The following is a 3,476-nucleotide window of genomic DNA, read 5'->3' on the forward strand; positions in this document are numbered from 1 at the left end:
CGTATCAGGAAGAACACCCATAAACATATCCTTATTCCAGTTACAATACTCAAGATCGAACATAGTATTGTTACCCCAATAAGTATCACCAGAAGCAGGTATAGAAGAAAACAACTGTTGCTGAGCACCCGTATAGTAATCTATATTCCACAAATACGGACTAGAATTCTGCCACTGAGAATAACGAAAATAATCCTGACAAAATTTTTTATAAGCCAAAAAAGGAAATACGGACAAATTCAAATTAAAACGATACTTCTGCGAATAAGAAGCATCCGAGAGAGAAATAGAAGTACCATAATTTTTAGAAGCACCAGAATTAGCATTACCAAATCGTAAATACTGAACCAATTTATACGCCAAATCAGCGCGGTCGAAACCAAAATAATTAGTCTTTTGATAAAGACGAGTAAAAACAAGATTCAACTGTTCAGACGTAATAGTAGGCAAGAAATTACCAAGTGTCAACGCAGAAGTCTGCGAACCGGCATGCTGAACATTAGACTGCATCTGAGAAATAACTTCAGGGGCATTACGCCAAAGTAAATGCAGGGGAACCCAAAACCAATCATAATACTCACGAATGCGAGTATACGCAGAGGTATTAACGGGTTGAGTACGGGTAAAATGCTGCCGTTTTAAAGTAAACTTATCACCAGGCATAGTAAAATACCATTTAATCGGAAGAAGTTCACCCGATTTTGCCGAAAAAGCAACCTTAGACGAAAGATCAAATGCCGAACGTCGAGGATGATTGCGAATGTCTTTTAAATTAAATAAACCCATAAATTAAAAATTCGGTTGAATATTAATACGAGTAGAATCAACAGACTGTTTCATAGTCTGCTGGCTCTCCTGTTTTGAATTACTATTTTTCCAAAAAACAGACATAGACGCAGTACAAGACTGAACACACAAGGCTGTAATAAGCCCGATAATAAAAGTAGAAATCAATTTAACTACTTCAATCCATTGTTGGGGTGTAATTTTCATAACTATAAAGATAATTATTCTAGAAACACATTATTTTCATCATTCAATTTCTTATGTTTTACACGAATATAATGTACTTCATAATAATTCTTATCTTTCCACTCCTGAAAATAACGATTATTAAACTTTTTTTGTGGTTTATTAATATAAAACAAAGATAGAAGGTCATCAGAATAACCTTCACGCTCAAACATTTCCTGCTGAATACTTAATTGCTTAGACAAGGAAAGAGAGCGTTGCCTAGACATATATTCATCACAAAGAGAAATGAGATAATCATCGCTGAGACCACAAGCAAGAAAACGCTTGTAGATATAAAACGGTCTAGTGAGTTTATTTTTAAGAGAGTTCGTAAAGTAATGTATCTCTTTTTCAGTCCGTGTATAAGCCAAGAAAACGCGCAAGCATTCAGGAAGAGTAGCATAGCAATAACCATGTTTTTCATAAAGAGTTACTATATAACAGTGAATAAATTCGGATAAGTTTGTAGGAGTTTCTTCTTTAAAGGGTTCGTTTCGTCTAAAGAGTTGTAATACTCCACGGATTGAGCGCAAAACTGTTCGAGTTTCGACAGCAAAATTACTGCTGTATGGTACGAATCGTGGCAATAATCGAGAGATATACGAAAGGGGGGGAGTGAATTCACAAGATTTACCATTACGGACAAAGCGAATTCGCTCAGAAAGGCGCTCGACTGCTTGCCCAGGAACTTCGACCGTTTTTCTAAAGCTTTCATATCCAAATAGTTTGCTAAACCTAGACTTATTTTTTGTAAAGGAGACGTCTGTAAAAATGCCGGGGAGAGACACAACGCTATTAAGATAGCCCGATACGTATGAACCGGCGGAATCCCTTGCAAGTTGCGTATCGACACGACCGAGCTTCCAACTCTGAAATACAGCTTGTCGAATATTTTTGGCGACTTCGTCCGAGTCAAAGAAAAATAAGATATGGAAATGCGGGCGGAATGTCTTAGGAGAGTACTCCGATACAACGTATGAAGATATTTTTTCATATGAACCAATTTTTGTAAATAAATATTTGCGAAAACGTTTCGCAAAAAGTTGATAATCTCTATAATTCACATACTTAAGAAGTCCTTTAAATTGCGGAAATGCATTATTATTTCCTTCACATTTACATTTCTTCTTAAGCTTCTCAACCGTTTCAGGAGAAATCCAAACAAGTTCCTCACGCTGAATGTCATTGAATTTTTGCAATTTAGATATGCGCGGAATGGTACGAAGAATGTAAGGACGAGCAGGAGATAAAAACCCGGGCTTGTAATTCTTTCGAAATTCAGCAGCAGTAGCATTAGAAGCATAGATAGCTTTTAAATGTTCATCAATGTAAGGGTAATTTACCTTACAAGCAAACATATTAACAAGCTGTCCACTGTCATCTTTTTTTACACGAGGATCAAGCTTCATACGCGTATGAAGTTGAGAACGGACACAAGGCCAATTCTCACCTATTGGGTAATCAAACTCGTAATCCTCAATAGGAACAAGCGTCATTTTCGGGACATATTGGGAATTATAAGTCAATGTTACAAAGTAACAATACTTTCGATTCCATTTTTCATAATCACACAAGTTTCTTTTCGCGTCAGAACGCGAAATCAAACAATGAGGACAAACTCCGCATTCAACATAAACAGGTTCACCTGTGTACTTATTTTTTATTATGCGAGGATGCTCGCAACGATTGAAAAAATTTCGAACTTTGTCAGACATATTCTTAATTTATTTTGGGCGTTTTAACGGGCTTTACGGCTCAGACAAATCTCCGCTACGCTCCGATACTCGCCTAGAATCCCTAACGCACGCAACAGAGTTGCTCATAATTTGCGCTACCGCGCAGGTAAAGAATACTTTTACTTTTAATCTTACGAAATCGCAAAGGTAGGTAAATTGTGCAGAAAGCACCAATCAACATTGTATCAAAAATTATTAATTTCACGCGCGCGCTACGCAAGCTTCGCACACACGCGATATTAACAATTTTCAATACAATAACGCTTGGTGCAGTCTTCACAATTTGTCAATGATAAGCGATGTCGGAAGAAAAAAAAGAAAAACTATTCTTTTTTGTCACATTCTCCGCAAGGGGCAGCGTGATATTCAGTCACGGGCTGAAAGATTAGAACTTTATCACCGCCACGAAGAAAATCATCAGCCAAGCAGCACAAACTACTTTCATCAGTATCAATCAACATGGGTTCAGAAGGTTTTTCGCCATTTTTCGGCTGTACCGTCATTAATAGTTTCATAATTGTAAATTTTAAATTGTTAATAATATAATTAAAGCAAGTCCGCATTTAAGTGCACGAAATCCATGCGGAGAGCTATCTATCCACATCACGAAGATGAGATATAGAATCTATATGTTCAATATAATAAGTCTCAGAATCAGTACTAAAATTAGACAACTTTATAAGAGCCATAGAAATAAGATGCCGAAGATCAGCAGTTTCCTCAGAA

3 protein-coding genes are annotated in these 3,476 nt (G+C 36.7%); all 3 read right to left on the reverse strand.

The features are described 5' to 3' along the window. Positions 1-786, reverse strand: a 786-nt coding sequence (locus tag DXN04_RS34160) for a major capsid protein (RefSeq protein ID WP_199415205.1), incomplete at its 3' end; no start/stop codon positions are given. Between the two features lie 221 nt (positions 787-1,007). Beyond that, the gene (locus DXN04_RS34170) at positions 1,008-2,729 is read right to left on the reverse strand and encodes a rolling circle replication-associated protein (protein ID WP_147320168.1); all 1,722 of its coding nucleotides are present in this window, start codon (positions 2,727-2,729) and stop codon (positions 1,008-1,010) included. A gap of 344 nt (positions 2,730-3,073) precedes the next feature. Continuing rightward, positions 3,074-3,265 carry a hypothetical protein gene (locus DXN04_RS34175; protein ID WP_116857909.1) on the reverse strand — a complete coding sequence of 64 codons (192 nt, stop codon included), beginning with the start codon at positions 3,263-3,265 and terminating at the stop codon, positions 3,074-3,076. Positions 3,266-3,476: the final 211 nt, after the last annotated feature.

It is taken from the genome of Chitinophaga silvisoli, assembly GCF_003412465.1.
GTDB classification, from domain to species: domain Bacteria; phylum Bacteroidota; class Bacteroidia; order Chitinophagales; family Chitinophagaceae; genus Chitinophaga; species Chitinophaga silvisoli.

Bases quoted from the DNA above. Each gene is read 5' to 3' on its own strand.
- DXN04_RS34175 (WP_116857909.1), bottom strand. From the start codon at position 3,265: ATGAAACTATTAATGACGGTACAGCCGAAAAATGGCGAAAAACCTTCT.
- DXN04_RS34170 (WP_147320168.1), bottom strand. From the start codon at position 2,729: ATGTCTGACAAAGTTCGAAATTTTTTCAATCGTTGCGAGCATCCTCGC.